This is a genomic window from Actinomadura sp. WMMA1423, from assembly GCF_006547145.1.
GTDB lineage: Bacteria > Actinomycetota > Actinomycetes > Streptosporangiales > Streptosporangiaceae > Spirillospora.
Genome location: NZ_CP041244.1, coordinates 6,695,419 through 6,714,284 on the forward strand (window position 1 = coordinate 6,695,419; position 18,866 = coordinate 6,714,284).

General features: G+C 74.0%; 14 protein-coding genes. 4 read left to right on the plus strand and 10 right to left on the minus strand.

Annotated elements, in window-relative coordinates; translation table 11 throughout:
- Positions 1-7: 7 nt before the first annotated feature.
- Entirely contained in the window at positions 8-1,516 is a 1,509-nt protein-coding gene (locus tag FKD65_RS31050) for an alpha/beta hydrolase (RefSeq protein ID WP_141581489.1), read from the minus strand.
- A 175-nt stretch (positions 1,517-1,691) separates the two neighbouring features.
- Here FKD65_RS31050 and FKD65_RS31055 point away from each other — a divergent pair, with 175 nt between their 5' ends.
- Positions 1,692-2,177: a hypothetical protein gene (locus tag FKD65_RS31055; RefSeq protein WP_141581491.1), complete on the plus strand. Its 486-nt coding sequence runs from the start codon at positions 1,692-1,694 to the stop codon at positions 2,175-2,177.
- On the opposite strand, the gene lysX is transcribed toward FKD65_RS31055, so the two are convergent.
- Positions 2,174-5,473 (minus strand): bifunctional lysylphosphatidylglycerol synthetase/lysine--tRNA ligase LysX, encoded by a 3,300-nt coding sequence (gene lysX / locus FKD65_RS31060; RefSeq protein WP_205718295.1) that lies wholly within the window; start codon positions 5,471-5,473, stop codon positions 2,174-2,176. The two genes, FKD65_RS31055 and lysX, sit on opposite strands and share 4 nt — an antisense overlap.
- A 158-nt stretch (positions 5,474-5,631) precedes the next feature.
- Here lysX and FKD65_RS45825 point away from each other — a divergent pair, with 158 nt between their 5' ends.
- From FKD65_RS45825 to FKD65_RS31075, 3 genes are read left to right on the plus strand one after another with little or no spacing between them, the layout of a single operon-like run.
- Positions 5,632-7,509, plus strand: coding sequence for a serine/threonine protein kinase (locus FKD65_RS45825; RefSeq protein ID WP_240809684.1), 1,878 nt, complete (start codon positions 5,632-5,634; stop codon positions 7,507-7,509).
- Entirely contained in the window at positions 7,509-9,245 is a 1,737-nt protein-coding gene (locus tag FKD65_RS45830) for a serine/threonine-protein kinase (protein ID WP_141581493.1), read from the plus strand. Before FKD65_RS45825 ends, FKD65_RS45830 begins: the two co-directional genes overlap by 1 nt.
- 22 nt (positions 9,246-9,267) lie before the next feature.
- Positions 9,268-10,698 (plus strand): serine/threonine-protein kinase, encoded by a 1,431-nt coding sequence (locus FKD65_RS31075; protein ID WP_141581495.1) that lies wholly within the window; start codon positions 9,268-9,270, stop codon positions 10,696-10,698.
- A 21-nt stretch (positions 10,699-10,719) separates the two neighbouring features.
- On the opposite strand, the gene FKD65_RS31080 is transcribed toward FKD65_RS31075, so the two are convergent.
- The 8 genes from FKD65_RS31080 to FKD65_RS31115 all read right to left on the minus strand — a co-directional run bounded on the left by FKD65_RS31080 (position 10,720) and on the right by FKD65_RS31115 (position 18,334).
- On the minus strand, positions 10,720-11,325 hold the full coding sequence (locus tag FKD65_RS31080) for a two-component system response regulator (RefSeq protein ID WP_141581497.1): 606 nt from the start codon (positions 11,323-11,325) through the stop codon (positions 10,720-10,722).
- Positions 11,326-11,414: 89 nt separating this feature from the next.
- Positions 11,415-12,080 carry a response regulator transcription factor gene (locus FKD65_RS31085; RefSeq protein ID WP_141581499.1) on the minus strand — a complete coding sequence of 222 codons (666 nt, stop codon included), beginning with the start codon at positions 12,078-12,080 and terminating at the stop codon, positions 11,415-11,417.
- Complete coding sequence (locus tag FKD65_RS31090) at positions 12,077-13,375, minus strand: sensor histidine kinase (protein WP_141581501.1); 1,299 nt, start codon at positions 13,373-13,375, stop codon at positions 12,077-12,079. The genes FKD65_RS31085 and FKD65_RS31090 overlap by 4 nt, the downstream gene beginning before the upstream one ends.
- Before the next feature lie 58 nt (positions 13,376-13,433).
- Positions 13,434-14,543 carry an esterase family protein gene (locus FKD65_RS31095; RefSeq protein WP_141581503.1) on the minus strand — a complete coding sequence of 370 codons (1,110 nt, stop codon included), beginning with the start codon at positions 14,541-14,543 and terminating at the stop codon, positions 13,434-13,436.
- Between the two features lie 20 nt (positions 14,544-14,563).
- A complete protein-coding gene (locus FKD65_RS31100) occupies positions 14,564-15,697 on the minus strand; it encodes an esterase family protein (protein WP_141581505.1) in 1,134 nt (377 codons plus the stop codon).
- Positions 15,698-15,728: 31 nt separating this feature from the next.
- Positions 15,729-16,709: a cytochrome P450 gene (locus FKD65_RS31105; protein WP_141581507.1), complete on the minus strand. Its 981-nt coding sequence runs from the start codon at positions 16,707-16,709 to the stop codon at positions 15,729-15,731.
- 102 nt (positions 16,710-16,811) lie between these two features.
- On the minus strand, positions 16,812-17,459 hold the full coding sequence (locus FKD65_RS31110; RefSeq protein WP_141581509.1) for a response regulator: 648 nt from the start codon (positions 17,457-17,459) through the stop codon (positions 16,812-16,814).
- Positions 17,456-18,334: a sensor histidine kinase KdpD gene (locus tag FKD65_RS31115; protein ID WP_141581512.1), complete on the minus strand. Its 879-nt coding sequence runs from the start codon at positions 18,332-18,334 to the stop codon at positions 17,456-17,458. Before FKD65_RS31115 ends, FKD65_RS31110 begins: the two co-directional genes overlap by 4 nt.
- Between the last annotated feature and the right edge of the window lie 532 nt (positions 18,335-18,866).

The following is an 18,866-nucleotide window of genomic DNA, read 5'->3' on the forward strand; positions in this document are numbered from 1 at the left end:
CCGGACGTCAGGTGATCGGCATGGTGACCGCGAGCGGCCAGGACAGCAGCACGCCGCCGACGACCGCGGTCACCCATGCCGGGGCGCGGACCGCGCGCAGCGCCGCCGCCTGGACGCCCTGCCAGACGAGCAGGCCGGCGACCAGCGGCGACACCAGCAGGACGAACGGCGAGACGGCGCCGACGAGGGCGGCCGCGCAGAGGGCGGCCAGCGCGGCCGTCGCCGTCCAGGCGTGCACGCCGATCGCGGTCAGCCGCTCATGCCCGGCGCACAGCGCCTCGACCCCGAGGCAGTAGAGGCCGGTGCCCACGGCGATCGGGACGAGTGCCCACACCCGCGGCCCCACCGGCACCGCATACGCCCACCCCAACTGCGCCGGGACGGCGAACGACACCACCGTCGAAACGGCGAGGACGGCCGTCGCCGCCATCGTCCGCGCACTCGGCCGCCCGCCGAGGAATGCGACGTCCCGCGCGCAGACGAGCGCCACGACGCCGGCGACGCCGAAGAACCCGGCGAGCGGACCGGCCACCGCGACCGGCGACCGGAACACCCCCATCGCGGGCACCGCCGCCCCGACCGCGAGCACCGCCGCCGCCAGCGCGAACCTCACCGAGACGGGGCGGCGCGCCGCACGGCGGTCCGGCGGCCGCCCGAGCAGCGCCGCCGCGATCGCCCCGAAGCTCAGCACCGCCGCCAGATGCAGCAGCACCGCCGACCCCGCCCCCTGGACGGCGCGCACGTCCGCGACCGGAGCCGATCGGCGTCCGAACGCCGCGTCCAGCCAGGCGCCGGTCTCGTGATGGGTGCGCGGGCTGAACAGCACCCCGACGTGCTCGACGCCCCCGACGATGACGGCCCGCCGCGCCGTCCCGTCCCGTGGATCACCGTACGTCGCGCCGGGCCGCCCCTCCGGGTGGACGTCCCGCACCGCGCGGACGGCGCCGTCCCGGTAGGGGGCGAACTCCAGGCCACCGGCGACCAGCAGCACGTTCCGCGCGGACGCCGGAACCGCCATCTCCCCCTGCGAGATCGCGACCGTCGCCCCGATGGACGGATGCGCCGCGCCGTACCGGATGACCGCCGCGGCCCCCAGCGAGTGTCCGACGAGACCGATGCGCCCGCCGTCCACCCGGGGCATGCCCCGCAGGCGCCGGACGGCGACGTCCAGATCATGGTCGAGCCGGGCCTCGGCGGCCGGGCCGTCCCCGCTCCCGGGGAGCCGCCGCGAACTGGCCCCGTGCCCCGCGAGATCGACCAGCGCCACCGCGTACCCGCGCCGCGCCAGCGTGTCCGCGAAGCCGCGCATGAGCCGGCCGCTGCCGCCGAACCCGTGCGCGACCACCACGCCCGGCACCCGTCCGTCCGCCCCGGTGGCCCGAACGATCTCGACCGGCACCCCCTCGACCACCGAGCCCCGCCGCTGGAGCTGATGGTCGGCCGCCAGGAGCCCCGTACCCCCGACGACAGCACAGACGACAGCCGCCACCACCACCACGATCCGCGTAGTTGTCATCGTTCACCGTCCGGGGTCGGGTTCCAGGGTGGCAGGAACGGGGGCGGGGCGTGATCGGAGTGCGGCCGTTCCGAGCCTGATCAGGACGGGCGCGAACTCACGGTCGTGCACGTGGAGGACAAGCGCGGGCGATGAACGTGGTCGTGTGTCAGTGGATGTCTGTACAAATGTGTACGTGACGGAGTGGGGCGAGGCGGCGATGGCGCGGTTGAGGGCGGCCGCGCACCGGGGCCTCTGGGAGGCCGACCTGCTCCGGGGGCGTTCGCTGAGCCCCGTGCTCCAGTACGCCGGTGACGTGCTCGTCGCCGCCTTGGCCCAAGGCCGTGACGTGCGGTCCCTCGCCCTCGGCTGCCTGGACGAGTTGACCAAGCGCGACCTGCCGGGCGACGCCGAGCTGGCGGACGAGCTCGCGGCCGCGCTCGGGTTGCGGGCGCCGACCGGGCTGGCTCCGCTCCCCGTCGATCTCGGGGCGGTCGCCGCGGCGATGGACGACGGCTTCCAGGTGCTCGACCCCGAGCGCGGGGACGTCCTCCCGGCCGACGAGGCCGACGGGCTGCCGGTCCCGCCGGGCGTCCTGCCGGAAGGGGAGGACGCCCGGCGCGGAGCGGCACGCGCCTGGCTGGCGGGGGAGGGGTTCCGCCCCGTCCCGCGAGGCCTCTAGGAGCCCGGCCGCACCAGCGGGAACGGGATCGTCTCGCGGATGCTGCGGCCGGTCAGCGTGATCAGCAGCCGGTCGATCCCCATGCCCATGCCGCCGGCGGGCGGCATCGCGTACTCAAGGGCGCGCAGGAAGTCCTCGTCCAGCTCCATGGCCTCCGGGTCGCCGCCCGCGGCCTGCAGCGACTGCTCGGTCAGCCGCTGCCGCTGCAGGATCGGGTCGATCAGCTCGGAGTAGGCGGTGCCGAGTTCGAGGCCGAAGACGATGAGGTCCCACTTCTCGGCGAGGCGCGGGTCGTCGCGGTGGGGGCGGGTCAGCGGGGACGTCTCGGCCGGGTAGTCGCGGACGAACGTCGGCACCGCCAGGTGCTCCTCCACGAGCGCCTCGAACAGCTCCTGGACGACCTTGCCCTGCCCCCACTGCGGATCGAAGTTCAGCCCCAGCCGCTCCGCGACCGACCGGACCCGCTCCGGCGGGGTTCCCGGGGTGATCTCCTCGCCGAGCGCCTTGGACACCGACTCGTAGACGGTGATCTCCTGCCACGGCTCGGCGAGGTCGTACTCGACGCCGTCCCGGACGACGACCGTGGTTCCGAGGGCGGCGCGGGCGGCGTCCACGACGAGGGAGCGGGTCAGCTCGGCCATCGTGTCGTAGTCGCCGTAGGGCTCGTAGGCCTCCAGCATCGTGAACTCGGGGTTGTGCCGCGGCGAGACGCCCTCGTTGCGGAAGCTGCGGTTCAGCTCGAAGACGCGGCCGGCGCCGCCGACGAGGAGGCGCTTGAGGTACAGCTCGGGCGCGATCCGCAGGTAGAGCTGCATGTTGTAGGCGTTGATGCGGGTCGTGAACGGGCGGGCCGTCGCGCCGCCGTGCACGGGCTGGAGCATCGGCGTCTCGACCTCCAGGTAGCCGCGGGCGCGCAGGCCGTCCCGGACGGCGGCGACGGCGTCGCCGCGCATCCGCAGCATCCGGCGAGACTCGTCGTTGACGATGAAGTCGACGTACCGCTGCCGGACGCGGGCCTCCGGGTCCGCGAGCCCGGTGCTCTTGTTCGGCAGCGGCCGCAGGCACTTGGCGGCGAGCGTCCACGAGGAGGCGAGGACCGAAAGCTCGCCGCGCCGGGACGTGACGACCTCGCCCCGCACGCCGACCTGGTCACCGAGGTCGATGAGGGCCTTCCAGCGCCGCAGCGACTCCTCGCCGAGCGCGTCGGAGGTCAGCATGACCTGGAGGTCGCCGGTCTCGTCCCGCAGCGTGACGAAGATCAGCCGGCCGTGCTCGCGGGCGAGGACGACCCGGCCCGCGATGGCGACGGTGTCGCCGGTGTGGGTGTCCGGCGCGAGGCCGGGGTGCCGCGCCCGGATCCCGGCCGCGTCGTCGGTGCGCTCGCAGCCGAGCGCGTAAGGCTCCATCCCGGCGGCGCGGATCTGGTCGAGCTTGGCGTGCCGGACCCGCTCCTGCTCCGACAGCCGGCGCTGCGGGGCGCGGGCCGCCTCCGCTGCCTCCTCGATCTCCCTGATCTTGTCGACGAGGTCGTGGGAGGGGACCATCGCGGCGGCGCGGTCCAGCTTGGGGCGGTTCAGGTTCGGCAGGAACCCCTCGGCGCGGGCGTAGGCGAGGCCCAGCCGGACGAGGTGCCGCCCGTGCTCGTAGCAGATGAAGCGGGGGCGCCACTCGGGCATGTACTTGGCGTTGGACAGGTACAGCGACTCCAGCTGCCAGAACTTCGATGCGAACGACAGCAGCCGGTAGTAGAGCCGCGCGACCGGGCCCGCGCCGATCTGGGAGCCGCGCTCGAACGCCGAGCGCAGCATCGCGAAGTTCAGCGACAGCTGCTGCGCGCCGACCGCGGCGGCCTTCTCGGCGAGCTTGGCGACCATGTACTCGTTGAGGCCGTTCTCGGCGTGCCGGTCGCGGCGCATCAGGTCCAGCGACAGGCCGGCCCGCCCCCAGGGGACGAAGCTGAGCAGGCCGCGCAGCTCCCCGTGCGCGTCGAACGCCTCGACCATGACGCAGCGCCCGTCGGTGGGGTCGCCGAGCCGGCCGAGCGCCATCGAGAAGCCGCGCTCGGTCTCCTCGCCGCGCCAGGCGTCGGCGCTGCGGATGAGCTTGGCCATCTCCCAGCCGGGGATCTGGGAGTGGCGGCGGATCCGCACGCTGTACCCGGCCCGCTCGACGCGCCGGACGGCCTGGCGGACCTGGCGCATCTCCCGCCCGTCGAGGTTGAAGTCGGTGAGGTCGACGATGGCCTCGTCGCCGAGCTCCAGCGCGTCGAAGCCGTGCCGCTTGTAGACGCGGGCCGCGCGCTCGCCGACGCTGACCGCGCCGGGGATCCAGGCGTGGGCGCGGCACTCGCCGAGCCAGGCCTCGATCGCCTGGTCCCACGACTCGGGGTCGCCTAGGGGGTCGCCGCTGGCCAGGGAGACCGCGCCCTCCACCCGGTAGGCGATGGCCGCCTTGCCGTTGGGCGCGACGATGACGTCCTTGTCGCGGCGCAGCGCGAAGTAGCCGAGGGAGTCCTGGTCGCCGTACTCGGCGAGCAGCGCGCGCGCCGCGAGCTCCTCCGGGGGGCTGAGGACGGGGTCGCGCCGCCCGGGCCTGAACAGCGCCCAGAAGGTGGCGATGAGCAGCCCGGTGCCGAGGACCCAGAGGATCACGTCCACCCAGAACGGCACCGACACGTCGATCGGCTTGCCGGTGACGCGAGGTCCGAGGACGGTCTGGGAGATCGCGTAGAGGGGGTGCGTCCAGAAGTCGCCGCGGGGGTTGCGGTCGGTCACGGTGACCAGGAACGTCCCGACGCCGCCGGTCACGATCAGCAGGCTGGTGAACACGAGGGTGGCGAGGCGCCGGTTGCCCCGGTCGGGCAGGGTGGTGAACTGGCCGCGCGCCGAGATCAGCAGGCCGAGCACCGCGAGGTACACACCGGCGGTGACGATCAGCCCGACGGGGGTGGGCTTGTCCGGATTGAACAGCGTCGTCAGCACGGCGGTGACGCCGAGCGCCGTGGGCAGGCAGAAGATCAGCACGAGGATCCGCCACGCGGCCTTCTTGCGCCGCCGGACGCCCATCGACAGCAGGATCCACAGCAGGCCGATCGGCACGCTCGGGAACCATCCGAGGTAGCCGATCCATCGCAACGCCCAGATATCGGCTATCTCGAGGATGAGACCATAGGAGACCCATGCGAGCAGCGACAGGATCCCGGAGAGTCGGGTGTACCAGAAGAAGATCGTCGGCGCGGCCTGGATCAGGCGGCCCCACTCGCCCCGCAGGCCACGCTGCGGGCCCTGCTCGGTCATGGTCCCCTTTCTACCGGGTCGCACGTCGCTCACGCCTCCGCGTCCCCGCGTCCGGACGGCGGCGAACCGCGTGGTGATGTCGGGCGTCGTACGGGTAGGGGGATGTGGCTTGCACTCTCAGTCCAAGGTTGTCAGCAAAAGTCGATATGGTCGCGGATATGCCAAATGAACCCACCGGTGAGCGGTTGCTCGCCCGCCGCTACCGCCTGGTGACCCAGGTCGGCCGAGGCGGCATGGGGACGGTCTGGCACGCGCACGATGAGGTCCTCGGTCGTGACGTTGCGGTGAAGGAGGTCATCCTCCCGCATGGTCTCACCGATGAGGAACGCGCCGTGCACCACAAGCGCACGTTCCGTGAGGCCCGCACGGCGGCCCGCCTCAGCCACCCCGGCGTCGTCGCCGTCTACGACGTCGTCGAGGAGGACGACCGCCCCTGGATCATCATGGAGCTGATCAAGGCCCGCTCCCTGGACCAGGTGATCAAGCAGGAGGGGCCGCTCGAGCCGCGCCGCGCCGCGGAGATCGCCCGGCAGATGCTCGCCGCGCTGCACGCCGCGCACGACGCCGGGGTGCTGCACCGCGACGTCAAGCCGAGCAACGTGCTGATCACCGGCACGGGCCGGATGGGCGAGCGCGCCGTGCTCACCGACTTCGGCATCGCCACCGCCTCGGGTGACGCGACCCTCACCCAGACCGGGCTCGTCATGGGCTCGCCCGCCTACATCGCTCCCGAACGGGCCCGCGGCCGCGTCGCCGGTCCCGCCTCCGACCTGTGGTCGCTGGGCGTCACCCTGTACGCCATGCTGCACGGCAAGTCGCCGTTCGAGCGTCCCGAGCCGATGGCCGCGCTGGTCGCGGTGATCTCCGACGAGCCCGACGCGCCGGAGAAGGGCGGCCGGCTGATCCCCGTCATCGAGGGACTGCTGCGCAAGAACCCCGAGCGGCGGATGGACGCGATCGAGGCCGGCCGGATGCTGGACGAGATCGTCCGGCAGGAGACCGTCGACACCCAGCGGACGATGGCCGTGGAGTACCCCGCCGCGGAGGCGCCCGCCGCCCAGACCACCGTCCCCGAGGCCCCCGAGGAGGCGCCCCGCCCGGCGGACGACGGCGCCCGCCCCGACCAGCTCACCAGCTTCGACCTCCCGATGGGGACGCCGAGCGCCCGGAGCGCGCCGAGCGCACCGAGCCCTCAGGAGCCCGCGGACCCCACCGAGACCACGCCCGACCCCGACCGGGTCAGCTCGTGGCGGCCCGGCCCCCGCACCGAGCCCGCCGGGCAGGCCACGATCCGGAGCGGGGCGCCCGATCCCGGCCCGGGCACGCACTTCCCGCCGACCACCCATCACCCGTCCGCCGGGCGGCCCGCGCTCGCGTCCAACCGCAACGTGCTGATCGTCGCGGCCGTGGTGGTGCTGCTGATCCTGGTCATCGTCGGGATCGCGCTGGCGAACAACGGGGGAGACGGCAAGGGCGGCGCCGAGCAGGGGCAGAAGAAGGGCACGACGGCTCCGTCGAGCACGGGCAAGGCCTCGTCGTCCTCACCGGCCAAGTCCAAGAAGCCGAGCCCGGCCGTCCCCGCCGGGTTCAGGACGCACAAGGACCGCAGCGGCTACTCCATCGCCGTCCCGGACGCCTGGAAGGGCCCCGAGCGCAAGAACGGCGGCGACTTCTTCTACGCGCCCGACCGCAACACCTACATCCAGATCGACCAGACCGACGAGCCGGGCCCGAGCGCGATCGACGACTGGCGGCGGCAGGAGCGGGGCGGCTCCAACTGGGCCGGGTACAAGAAGATCAAGATCGCGGCCACCGGCGACAGGCCGCCGGTGCCCGACACCGGGAACGGCGACAAGTCCGCCGACTGGGAGTTCACCTACGACGGCGACGGAGGCCGGGTGCACATCCTCAACCGCGGGTTCGTGACGAAGGGGCACGGCTACGCGATCCTGCTCCGGGCCCCCGAAGACGAGTGGGACGAGGTGTACTCCGAGCTCCAGCCGGTCTACCGGTCCTTCAAGCCCGCGGACGCCTGATGGAAGGGCGCCTCCTCGCCGGTCGCTACCGGCTCGAGTCGGTCGTCGGCCGCGGCGGCATGGGCACCGTGTGGCGCGCCCGCGACGAGACCCTCGACCGCGAGGTCGCGGTCAAGGAGGTCGTGCTGCCCGCGGGCCTGAGCGACGAGGACCGCGAGAACCGGCACCGCCGGACGCTGCGCGAGGCCCGCGCCTCGGCCAGGCTGAACCATCCGGGCGTCGTGACCGTACACGACGTCGTGGACGAGGACGGCCGGCCGTGGATCGTCATGGAGCTCGTGCGGGCCCGCTCCCTCCAGGAGATCGTGGAGGAGGACGGCCCGCTGCCGCCCGGACGGGTCGCGGCGATCGGCGCGCAGATCGCCGGCGCGCTGCGGGCCGCGCACGCCATCGGCGTCCTGCACCGCGACGTCAAGCCCGCGAACGTGCTGGTCACCGGCGACGACCGGGCCGTGCTCACCGACTTCGGCATCGCGCAGCTCGCGGGCGACGCCACCCTCACCGGCACCGGGCTGATCATGGGTTCGCCCGCGTACATGTCGCCGGAGCGGGTGAACGGCGACCCGGCGATCCCGGCGTCCGACCTCTGGGCGCTCGGCGCCACCCTGTACGCCGCGACGGAGGGCAGGGCGCCGCACCACCGCAGCGACGCGATGGCCGTCCTCGCCGCCGTGATGACGCAGGACGTCCCGCCCCCGAAGAACGCGGGGCCGCTCGCGCCCGTCCTCACGGGCCTGCTGGAACGCGACCCGGTGCGGCGGATGGGCGGTGACCGTGCCGAGGAGGCGCTGAAGTCGGTCGCCTCCGGGCACGCCTCGGGCATGGCCGCCGCGCAGATCGCCGCGAACGAGGCGACGGAGGCAGGCGGCGGCCCCTGGACGGCCTACGCGCCGGCCGGGTCCCCCTCGCCCGGACACACGCCGTCGCCCCCGCACACGCCCGTGGCCGCGCATGTGTCGATCCCGGTGCCCGTGCCGCCCGACATGACCTCGCACTACCCGCCGGGAACGGGCACGCAGTGGACGCCGGGGCAGCCGCCGCACGCGCCCGCGGGCAGGAGGTCCCCGCTCCTGCCGGTCCTCGCCGGCGTCGTTGCCGCGGCGGCGATCCTGGCGATCGCCGGGTTCGCCCTCTGGCCGGACGACTCCAAGGCCGGCGGTCCGGGCGCGGCGCGGTCGCCGCAGGTGGCCGGGCAGACCGGGCAGGCGACCGGCCAGGCCGGGCAGAGCACGGGGACGGCGCCCACCACGCCCGCGGGCACCGCGACGCCCACGGCGGGATCGGGCAGGCGGCCGCTCCCGGCCGGGCTCGTCCCCGCGAGCGGCCCCGGCTTCACGATCGGCGTCCCGAGCGGGTGGAGCCGATCGGTGCAGGGCAACAGCGTCATCTGGACGGACCCCGCGTCCAGCGCCTACGTTCAGGTCGACCAGACCGTCTGGTCCGGCGACCCCTACGAGCACTGGGTCACCTGGGAGCGGGAGGCGATCGCGGACGGCAAGCTCAAGGACTTCCAGCGGATCGGAGAGATCACCCGCACGACCGTCGCCGGGCGGCCCGCGGCCGACATCGAGTTCACCTGGTCCCGCTCGGGCGTCACGCGCGCGAGGGACCGCGGCGTGACGGTGAACGGCCGGCCCTTCGCCGTGGTGGTGGCGGTGCCCGCATCCCAGTGGAACGAGAACGAGGCACTCGTGAACAATGTGCTCGACACGTTCCGTCCCTCCGGGGTGGGATGACCAGTGGGGGGACCTTCTAGAGATGGCACAGGCACGTCTGCTCGGTAACCGCTACCGGCTCGACTCGGTGGTCGGGCGCGGCGGCATGGGCACCGTGTGGCGCGCCTTGGACACCATGCTCGGCCGCGAGGTCGCGGTGAAGGAGGTCGTGCTCCCGCCCGGGCTGAGCGACGCCGAGCGCGCCGTCCTGTACGAGCGGACGTTCCGCGAGGCGCGCGCGTCGGCGCGGCTGAACCACTCCGGGGTGGTGACCGTCCACGACGTCGTCGAGGAGTCGGACCGGCCCTGGATCGTGATGGAGCTGGTCCTCGCCCCGTCCCTGCAGGACATCATCGAGCGCGGGCCCATGGAGCACCGCCGGGTCGCCGACATCGGGCGGCAGATGCTCGGCGCGCTCCAGCACGCCCACGAGAAGGGCATCCTGCACCGCGACGTCAAGCCCAGCAACGTGCTGGTGATGGACACGGGGCGCGTCGTCCTCACCGACTTCGGCATCGCGCAGATGGAGGGCGACTCGACCCTCACCCAGACGGGCCTGGTCATGGGCTCGCCCGCCTACATAGCGCCGGAGCGGGTGCAGGGCGAGCGCGCGGTCCCCGCATCCGACCTGTGGGCGCTCGGCGCGACGCTGTACGCGGCCGTGGAGGGCCGCTCGCCCTACGAGCGGTCCGACGCGATGTCGTCGCTGCAGGCCGCGTTGATCGAGCCCGTCCCGCCCGCGCGCAACGCCGGGCCGCTCTCCCGGGTGCTGGAGGGACTGCTCGTGCGCGAGCCGTACCACCGGATGACGGCCCCGCAGGCGATGCCGATGCTCGACCAGGTCGCGGCCATGCCGCCCCCGCCTCCGTCCCCGCCGACGCGGCTGGACGACACGGTCGCGGACGAGCCGTCCGCCCGCTACCTGCCCGGCCCCCGGCCCGAGAGCCCTTCGGAGACCGTCCTCGACCCCGACGACCTCGGCCCGGTCACGCGCCGCGATCCGGGAAAGGACACCGACCTCGACCCGGTGACCCGCCGCGACCCGGGCCGGTTCCAGGACCAGCGCGCATCGCATCCCCCGCCGCCGCCCCCGCCCAGGCAGGAGCCGCAGTCGCGGACGCTGCTGGAGACCGACTGGGCGCCGCCGCCCCCGTCCCAGCATCCGGCGGTGCAGCGCCCGCATCCGAGCCTTCCGCCGCAGACGCCTCCGCCGTGGGAGCAGCCGCAGCAGTACACGAACTGGCAGCAGCCCCCGCCGCCGCCCGCCCACGATCCGGCCGGCGGTGGCGGAGAGCGACGCAGGACGGTGCTGGTCGTCACGATCGCGGTCGTCCTGGTCGTGGCGGCGGTGCTGCTGGGCGCGTTCATCCTGCGCGGCAAGCTGAGCGCCGGCGCACTCGACGGACCGCCCGGCCGCCCCGCACCCGCCGGCGCTCTGCAGGACGGCGTCAGCGGCGGTCGCGTCGCAGGCTGAGCGGTACGGGGCGGGAGCGGGTCAGCCGCCCGCCACCAGGGCGTCGAGGGCCATGCGCAGGTCGGCGACGTGGGAGTCGAGTTCGTCGGCGGGCTCGCCCGACCGCATCCGGGCGACGTCAGCCTCGATGCGCGCGACGCGCTGGTCCAGGGCCGCGAGGAGGCCGTCGTACCCGGCCGCCGGGCCGTCGCCCTCCTCCAGCGTCTGGCGCAGCAGCCTCGCCTGCTCCTGGAGCTGCTGGTTGCGGCGGTGCAGTTCCACGAACACCGAGACCTTCGCGCGCAGCAGCCACGGGTCGAACGGCTTGGTGAGGTAGTCGACGGCGCCCGCCGCGTAGCCGCGGAACGCCTGCTCGCCGGTGCCGCCGCCCGCGGTGAGGAAGATGATGGGGACGTCGCGGGTGCGCGGCCGGGACTTGATGTGCTCGGCGGTCTCGAACCCGTCCATCTCCGGCATCACGACATCGAGCAGGATCAGCGCGAAGTCGTCGTTCAGCAGTTCCTTCAGGGCCGCCTGGCCGGAGGTGACGGGCACGACCTCGACCGGCAGCGCGTCGAGCACGGCCGTGAGGGCGGTGAGGTTCTCCTCGCGGTCGTCGACGGCCAGAATCCTCGCGTCGTGCGGCACCGGACTCCCTAGCGTCGGTGACGGCCTGTGCCGTCCACCCTGTCATGGTCCTGCGGGCGACAACAGTGAATCGCCGCAGAGTAAAATTTCTAGGGCAGCCAGCCCGGTTTGACCAGTCCCGACTCGTAGGCGAACACGACGAGCTGCGCCCGGTCCCGCGCCCCGAGCTTCACCATCGTCCGGCTGACATGGGTCTTCGCCGTGGCCGGGCTCACCACCAGCCGCGCGGCGATCTCCTCGTTCGACAGCCCCTCGCCGACCAGCGCCATCACCTCGCGCTCCCGCTCGGTCAGCGCGTTCAGCCGCGGCGAGGGCGCGGGCTCCTTGGCCCGCGCGGCGAACTCGGCGATCAGCCGCCGGGTCACGCTCGGTGACAGCAGCGCGTCCCCGTCGGCGACGGCCCGGACGGCGTGGATCAGCTCCACCGGCTCGGTGTCCTTGACCAGGAACCCGCTCGCGCCGCCGCGCAGCGCCTCGAAGACGTACTCGTCCAGCTCGAACGTGGTGAGGATCACGATGTGCACGCCGTCCAGCCGCTCGTCGGAGGCGATGCGCCGGGTCGCCTCCAGGCCGTCGAGGCCGGGCATGCGGATGTCCATCAGGATGACGTCCGGGCGCAGCCGGCGGGCCTGCGCCACCGCCTCCTCGCCGTCGCCCGCCTCCCCGACGACCTCGATGTCGGGCTGCGCGTCCAGCAGCGCCCGGAACCCGGCGCGCACCAGCACCTGGTCGTCGGCCAGCACCACCTTGATCATCGCGCATCCCCTCCGGCCCCGGTGTCCGGCGCGGTCGTCGATCCGGTGGCCGGCTCGGCGTCCAGCGGCAGCCGCGCCCGCACGGCGAACCCGCCGCCCCGGCGCGGGCCGGCGTCGAACTCGCCGCCGAGCGCGGCGGCCCGCTCGCGCATGCCGCGGATCCCGCTGCCGGCCGGACGGTCGTCCAGCGGGGACACGCCCCGGCCGTCGTCCTCGACCTCCACCACGATCTCGTGCTCACCGTAGGCGATGCGGACCCGCGCCGTCAGCGGGCCGGGACCGGCGTGCCGGGTCACGTTGGTCAGCGACTCCTGGACGATCCGGTACGCGGCGAGATCGGCGCCGGCGGGCAGCGGCCGCCGCTCGCCGGTGGTCTCGGCCTCGACCGCGAGGCCCGCGGACCGGGCGCGGTCGAGGAGGTCGTCCAGCCGGTCCAGCCCGGCGGTGGGGGCGCGCGGCGCGGTCTCGCCCTGCGCCCGCAGCGCGCCGATCACCCCGCGCATCTCGGTGAGCGCCTCCTTGCTGGCGTCCTTGATGGCGGCGAGCGCCGTCCGGGCCTGCTCGGGGTCGTCGTCCATCAGGTGCAGCGCCACGCCCGCCTGCACGTTGATCATCGAGATGTTGTGCGCGAGGACGTCGTGCAGCTCGCGGGCCATGCGCAGCCGCTCCTCGCTGGCCTGGCGGCGCTCCTCCTCGGCGCGCGTGCGGGCGGTCTCAGCGGCGCGCTGGCCGCGCATCCGGATCAGCTCCGCGGTGACGAGCACGACCAGCGCCCAGCCGACGACGAACGCCGACCCGCCGAGCGTCGGCTCCTCCACCGGGAACGGCCCGTCCCGCCCGCGCTCGGCGGCCGGGACGCCGATCAGCGCGGTGAGGCCGAGGTAGGCCGCGAGGCCGACGCCCGTCCCCGCCCAGACCAGCAGCCGGTGCCCGGCGACGACGGCGGCCATCATCGCGACGACCAGGGACAGCGGCGCCGGGCCGTAGGTGTAGGCGCGCAGGAAGTACAGGGCGGTCACCGCCGCCGTCGCGCACACCGTGAACACCGGGTGCCGGCGCCGGAACAGCAGCAGGGCGGGCCCGGCGAGGAGCAGCGCGAAGCCGAGCGCGTCGAGGCCGGTGTGCCCGACGGCGTCGCCCCCGTGCCGCCAGGGCGGGCCCTCCGACGACCTCCCGGGCGGGCCGTCGCCCTGCGCGCCCAGCGACCCTGCCACCTGGAGGAACGCGACCAGCGCCGGGACGACCCACACCGGCCACGCGGCGGGCCGCGGCCAGCGCGGCGGCGAAGTGCTCATTCCTGCACGTTAGGACATACGGTCCGGCGGCCACGTCGGCCTCGGGGAGTCAGCGTCCCTACTCCGCGGGAGGTACCCGGAGCCGGGCGCCCAGCCATTCCAGGACGTCCGGGACATGGTCGCGCCACTGGGAGACGGACGCTGGGGAGCCGTCCACCAGGGACGCCTCGACGCGCATCGGGGGGCGCGCCAGTGCGGCGAACCGATGGGCCTGAGCGTCGTCCCTGGCGGACGCGACCAGGACCGACACCGGAGGCGGCGGGACGTTCTGGAGCCGCCACAGGAGGTCGCTGCCGAGCCGGAGACGCTCGCTCCCGCCGTAGAGGTCGCCGCCCGCCGCGCCGCCGCCGTCCGGGGTGCCGCTGCCGTCCGGTGCGCCGAAGCGGCCGCCGAGGCTCGCGGCGGCGGCGAACCGGTCGGAGCGCAGCATCGCGAGCCGGGCCGCGCAGTACCCGCCGGGGCCGGTCCCCGCGACGGCCCATCCCTCTTCGTCCTGTGCCACCCGGTACTGGGAGGCCAGGGCCTCGGGAAGGTCCTGGGCGAGGTAGGTCTCGCCGAGCGCGGCGCGGCGCCACGGCGCGTCCACGCAGTCGGCGGCGGACGGGAGCCGGACCATCGCGTACAGCATCGGCTGCGTCCCGCGGGCGGCCCGCGGAAGGTCGGCGCCTCGCAGCCAGTCCTCAGGCGCGCCCTCTGCCATGAGGATGACGACCGGCAGCCGCTCGGCCCGCTGGAAGTACTGCGGCGGGAGGTAGACGTAGGCCTCGCCGTCCATGCCGCTCCGGACGCCGTGGATCGTCAGGCGGTCGACGCGTCCGTCCTCGGCGGGGTCCTGCTCGTGCCCGGCCCGGGTCGGGCCGAGGTCCGTGACCGTGCGCTCGACGAGGCGTCCCGCCGCGCGCTGCGGCTGGACGTGCTGGACCTGGACCTTCGCCGGGTCGTTGCCGAGCAGGTCGTTCCACGTCGCGTAGAACACGAAGTACCGGTTGGCCAGCAGCACGAACGAGGCGGTGAGCGCGGCCTGCGTGGCCACGAGGAGCCCCGAGCGCGCCAGCACGGCACGCGGCCCCGGCCCCGCGAGCCGCCGCCACAGGACGACGGCCGCGACCGCGCAACCCAGTGCCAGCAGACAGACCGGCCCGATGAGGGCCGCGCTCACCGGCTCCATGTCAGCTCACCCGTCCCATGTCAGCCGGCCCGCAGCCGCGCGCTCAGCCATCTGATGGACGGGGGGATGTACTTGCGGAACGTCTTGAAGTTGTGGCCGCCGCTGCGCAGCAGCACCTTGTCCACGACCAGCGGGGGCCGCGCGGCCCGCATGAACCGCTGCGCCGACGGGAAGGTCTTCTCGCCGGTGTCCGCCGACGCCACCAGGACCGACACCGGCGGCGCGGGCAGGTGCCGCAACCGCCAGACCAGGTCGTCGCTCAGCCGGACCGCCCTGCTCCCGCCGTACAGGTCGCGGGTCGTGGGGTCGAGCAGCGCGTCGAAGTGCCCGGCCATGCTGACGGCGGCGGAGAACCGGTCGGAGTGGAGCATCGCCAGCTTCGCGGCGCAGAACCCGCCGGTGGAGTAGCCGGCGAGCCCCCAGCCGCCCCGGTCCCGCGGCACCCGGTAGGTCTCGGAGACCGCCTCGGGGACGTCCTGGGCGAAGAACGTCTCGACCTGCGGCCCGCCGGGCACGTCGGCGCACTCGGTGTCCCAGCCCCGCACCACGGTCGGCCGCATCATCACGTAGATCATCGGCTGGACGAGCCGCTGCGCCTGCGCCCGCGCGACGTCGGCGGGGACGTGCCCCTGGTGGATCCACACGAGCCGGTCGGCCGCCGGGTACCCGGCCAGCATGAGCACGACCGGGAAGCGCCGGGTCGCGTAGGCGCGCTGGAAGTACTGCGGAGGCAGGTACACGTACGCCTCCGACGCCAGGCCCGTCCGGACGCCGCGGATGTCGAGCCGCTCGACCTGCCCGTTCTTCGCCGGGGCGTGCTCGGCGCGCGGGCCCGGGTCGAGGCCCGCCTGCACCGTCCGCACGACCCGCGTCGCGGCGGCCGCGCTCCCCCCGGACGGCCGGTGCGACTGCGCTCCTCCGCCCGCGGCGCTCAGCAGGTCCGTCCAGGAGCCGTAGAAGAGGTAGTGGGCGTTCAGCGCCGCCAGAAGCGTGAGCAGGAGGACCAGCTGGCAGCCCGCCAGCATCAGCGCGCGCACGCCCACGGCCCGCGCGCCGGAGGACGCGGCCCGAGGCCAGGCCCGCACGGTCGCGGCCATGCAGCCGAAGGCCAGGGCGAACAGCAGGCTCAGCGTCCCCGCGCTCGTGAGTCCCACGCATCTACTACGACCGGGCGGCGGGAAAAGTTCAGCGGCTCCATCGGACCGGCAGGGACGCGAAGCCGTGCCGGGAGCTCGACCGCAGCATCACCGGCTCGCCCGCCGACTGCGGCAGGCCGGGCCGTTCGAGCAGCGCGGCGAGCAGGGCGCGCAGGTGCACGCGGGCGAGCCGCGCGCCCAGGCACGCGCGGTGCCCGACCCCGAAGCACAGATGGGACGGGACCTCCCCGAGGAACCGGTCGGGGACGAAGCGCCCCGGCTCGGTGAAGACCTCCTCGTCATGGTTCGCGGACACGAGCCACAGCATGGCCTCTTCCCCCGCGAGCATCGGCACGTCTCCGACGACCGTGTCGCGCTGCACGGTCCGCCGGACGTGCAGCACCGGCGTCCACCAGCGCAGCATCTCCTCGACGGCGCTGTCCAGGAGCAGCTCGCTGCGCTGCTCCTCCCGGAGCCGGACGTACTCGGCGGGATGGCGCAGCAGCGCGTACAGGCCGCCCGCGAGGGTGTTGCGCAGCGTCTCGGGGAGGTCGCGGGCGACGGTGCGGACGAAGTCGACCGGTTCGCGGGGCGGGATCCGGGCGAGCATGGCCTCCACGGGCGGATCCATGTCGATCAGCGCCGCCCCGCCCGGCGGCTCGCCCTGCCCGGGCGGCCCGTCCCCGTTCGACGGCACGTTCCGCTCGGGCGGCCCTTCGCCGCGCGACTGCCCGTCCCCGCTCGGCGGCTCGTTCCCGCTCGGCGGCTCGTCCTCGCTCAGCGGTCCGTGTACGACCCCGTCCACCTGCGGGGAGAACAGCTCGGGATGCAGGAGGGCATACCGGACGTCGCGGTGGCGCAGCACGGCCCAGGCGCCCGGCCGTCCCGCCGTGCGCCCGTCGAGCCACACCACCGGCGTCCGCGTCCTGAGCCGTTCGAGGCTGTCGTGGGGGACCCCGTGCGCGTAGGCGTCCGGGCAGTCGAGGACCCCGGTGTCGGAGATGGGCAGCGTGCCTCGTCGTTGAGGCATGAAAACCTCCTCTACCAGGCAGACGCTAACGCGTTGGTGCCGCGTCCTGAAGGGCCGGTTTCGGCCGTGCCCGCAGGAATGCCCGCCGAAACGGCGTGCGGGCTATCCCGCGAGCCATTCCCCCGTCTCCACGCTGACGAGACCGTGCCGGGCGGCCTCGATCACCGCCTCCCGCTGCGAGTGCACCCCGAGCTTGCTCAGGACGCTCTGGACGTGGCTGCGCGCCGTGCTGCGCGTCACCCCCATCGCCTTGGCGAGCGTCTGGGTGGACTCGCCCCGTACCAGCCGCGTCAGCACCTCGCGCTCGCGCGGCGTGAGGAACCGCGCGAACCTCCGCGCCTCGTCGCGCCGCCGGTCGTCGGCCCGGCGGATCCCCTGGTCGACGACGATCTCGCCGTCGGCGATGCGGCGCAGCACGGCGAGGATGTCGCCGGCCTGCTGCCCCTTGTGCGCGAACCCGCGCACGCCCGCCGCGATGCCCGCGTCCAGCACCGGTTGCTCCAGGAATCCGGTCAGCACGACGAACCTCGTCCGCAGGGACGCGCTGCGCAGCTGCGGCATCCAGTCGAGCGCGGTGCCGGAAGGGAAGTGCAGGTCGATCAGGCAGAGGTCGGGCTGCTCCGCCCGCAGGACGGGCAGCGCCTCGGCGGGGGAGTAGGTCACCTCAACGACGCTGTGCCCGGCGTTCGCCAGCACCAGGGACAGCGACTCGGCGAAGACCGCGTGGTCGTCGCAGATGACCGTCCTCATGGAAGCGGCCGCCAGTCATCGGCGAGCGCGTCGGCGTGTGGTTCCGCGCGCGCCTCGCCGGGCGCTTCGGTGCGCGCTTCGACGTGCGGGTCCGCGAGGGCGCCCGCCGGCCGGTCCTCAGGGGGCGGCGCCGCCGGCAGCAGCACGCGGACGCGCGCCCCGCCCATCTCGCAGGTGCGGATCTCCAGGCTGCCCCCGTACCCGGAGATGAGGTCGTGGACGATGCCGAGACCGAGCGACGCCAGGCCGGGCCGGACCGGCCCCTTCCCCGGGGGAGCCCCCCAGCCCGCACCGAACCCGGGACCGTCGTCGTCGACCTGGATGACGAGCCGCCCTTGCCCGGACTCGACGCTCACGTCCACGCGTCCCTCCGCGACGCGGCACGCGTTCTCGATGACGTTCCGGACGACGCGCCACAAGGCGACCGGGTCGATGTGCGCCCACGCCTCGCCGGTGGTGAGGCGCACCTCGTGCGTGGTGACGAGCCGCATCGCGGCGACGACCTCGGCGGTGAGGTCGTCCACCCGGATCCGCTCCGGGTCGGCCATCGGGTCGTCGTCGTCGTCCTCGTCGAGCCGGCGCAGCAGGTGGTCGAGCCACCGCGTCTCGCCGAGCAGCTGGTCGATGCGGGCCCGGCTGGTGTCGCCGATGTCCTCCGCGACGACGACCGCCGAGGCCAGCATGATGATCGTGCCGAGTTCGTGCCGGATGTCGTGCCGCAGCCGCCGCCGCCACAGCGACTGACCGCCGCGCTCGGACGCCCCCGTCCGGTCACGGCGGTCGTGGCACCTGCTCTCCCAGGCGCCCGGCCCCGCGAGCGTCCTCCCGCCCGCGGGAGCGTCCGCTCGGGAAGACCGAGCCCACCCGTTGTTCATGAGGACCACCCGCCCCGCTGCTCCAGCACCGTTTCGACGGTCCCCCGGCGCCCCGGCGGATGTCCAGTAGATCGTCCGTCATATGTACACCTTTGTCCGGAAGCGGTCATTTCGTCCCGGAGGGTAAACTCGGCCCTTTCTCGAGCGTCTCAGTCGACATATGAAGGGAGTGCGAGAATTCTCCTTTCATGCTGACGGCGTAGTCGCTTTACGCATTCCGGCCGGTGTGCCGGCGGCGGCCGCGAGAGACAGTCTGAACATGCCGACGGTCACATTCATCGGACATGCGGGGGTGGCGGTGGACGCGGCCGCGTTCCATCTGCTCGCGGACCCGTGGCTCTCGCCGGCCGGAGCCTTTCTCGGGGCCTGGCACCAGTATCCGAGAAACGATCACCTGGATCTCGGCCCCTTGCTCGACGCGGACTGGGTGGCGGTCTCGCACGAGCATCTGGACCATTTCGATCCGTGGGTCATCGAGCGCCTCCCGGTGCGAACCCGGATCCTCATTCCGTGTTATCCCGGACCTGCCTTC

Excerpts from the sequence above, each read along its gene's own strand:
- FKD65_RS31050 (WP_141581489.1), bottom strand. The coding sequence starts at position 1,516 with ATGACAACTACGCGGATCGTGGTGGTGGTGGCGGCTGTCGTCTGTGCT.
- lysX (WP_205718295.1), bottom strand. The coding sequence starts at position 5,473 with ATGACCGAGCAGGGCCCGCAGCGTGGCCTGCGGGGCGAGTGGGGCCGC.
- FKD65_RS45825 (WP_240809684.1), top strand. The coding sequence starts at position 5,632 with ATGCCAAATGAACCCACCGGTGAGCGGTTGCTCGCCCGCCGCTACCGC.
- FKD65_RS45830 (WP_141581493.1), top strand. The coding sequence starts at position 7,509 with ATGGAAGGGCGCCTCCTCGCCGGTCGCTACCGGCTCGAGTCGGTCGTC.
- FKD65_RS31075 (WP_141581495.1), top strand. The coding sequence starts at position 9,268 with ATGGCACAGGCACGTCTGCTCGGTAACCGCTACCGGCTCGACTCGGTG.
- FKD65_RS31085 (WP_141581499.1), bottom strand. The coding sequence starts at position 12,080 with ATGATCAAGGTGGTGCTGGCCGACGACCAGGTGCTGGTGCGCGCCGGG.
- FKD65_RS31090 (WP_141581501.1), bottom strand. The coding sequence starts at position 13,375 with ATGAGCACTTCGCCGCCGCGCTGGCCGCGGCCCGCCGCGTGGCCGGTG.
- FKD65_RS31095 (WP_141581503.1), bottom strand. The coding sequence starts at position 14,543 with ATGGAGCCGGTGAGCGCGGCCCTCATCGGGCCGGTCTGTCTGCTGGCA.
- FKD65_RS31105 (WP_141581507.1), bottom strand. The coding sequence starts at position 16,709 with ATGCCTCAACGACGAGGCACGCTGCCCATCTCCGACACCGGGGTCCTC.
- FKD65_RS31110 (WP_141581509.1), bottom strand. The coding sequence starts at position 17,459 with ATGAGGACGGTCATCTGCGACGACCACGCGGTCTTCGCCGAGTCGCTG.
- FKD65_RS31115 (WP_141581512.1), bottom strand. The coding sequence starts at position 18,334 with ATGAACAACGGGTGGGCTCGGTCTTCCCGAGCGGACGCTCCCGCGGGC.